The 523-nt window shown below is 47.8% G+C and carries 1 protein-coding gene; it reads right to left on the bottom strand.

Features of this window, described 5'->3' with window-relative positions:
- Window positions 1-318, bottom strand: a 318-nt coding sequence (locus ACTHUE_RS20085) for a collagen-flanked surface repeat-containing protein (RefSeq protein WP_440424289.1), incomplete at its 3' end; no start/stop codon positions are given.
- Window positions 319-523 lie beyond the last annotated feature (205 nt).

Below are 523 nucleotides of genomic sequence, written 5' to 3'. Positions count from 1 at the left end.
AATGATGGTAGTATTGGTGTTACCGTTACCGTCTTTGATGGTTACAGTGTGGGTACCATTTCCGTTGTCTTTAACGTCGGCTTCATCGTTCTTACCTTCTCCACCATTTGCACCATCTTTAATTACTTCACTATTCTTTCTACCTCTACCGTCTTTAAGGGGGACAATGTAAGTCCAGATCATGCCTAGTTTCGTGGGCTCGTAGATGTGTATAATAGATGGGTCTTTAACGTCGGCTTCAGCGTTCTTACCGTCGGCACCAGTTGCACCGTCTTTAACGATGGTAGTAGTGGTGTTACCGCTGTCTCTTCTACCCATCCGACGATGCCTACAAATAAAGAGGTCTCTACCTCAGTATTCAACGTCCCCCCCACAAAAAAAGGGGGGAAGGGGTTTGAGGGTGGGCGTGGTGGTGTTAGTGGTACCGGCTTTGGTGGTTGGGGTGTGAGTGCTGTTGCTGGTGTGTTTAACGTTTGTTTCGTCGTTCTGACTGTTGGCGTTAGTCTCCCCCTTTCTATCAGTG

This window comes from Neisseria sp. P0021.S005 (genome assembly GCF_051956955.1).
The sequence above is the reverse complement of the archived record's forward strand: the minus strand, read 5'-3'. Positions and strand labels throughout refer to the sequence as shown.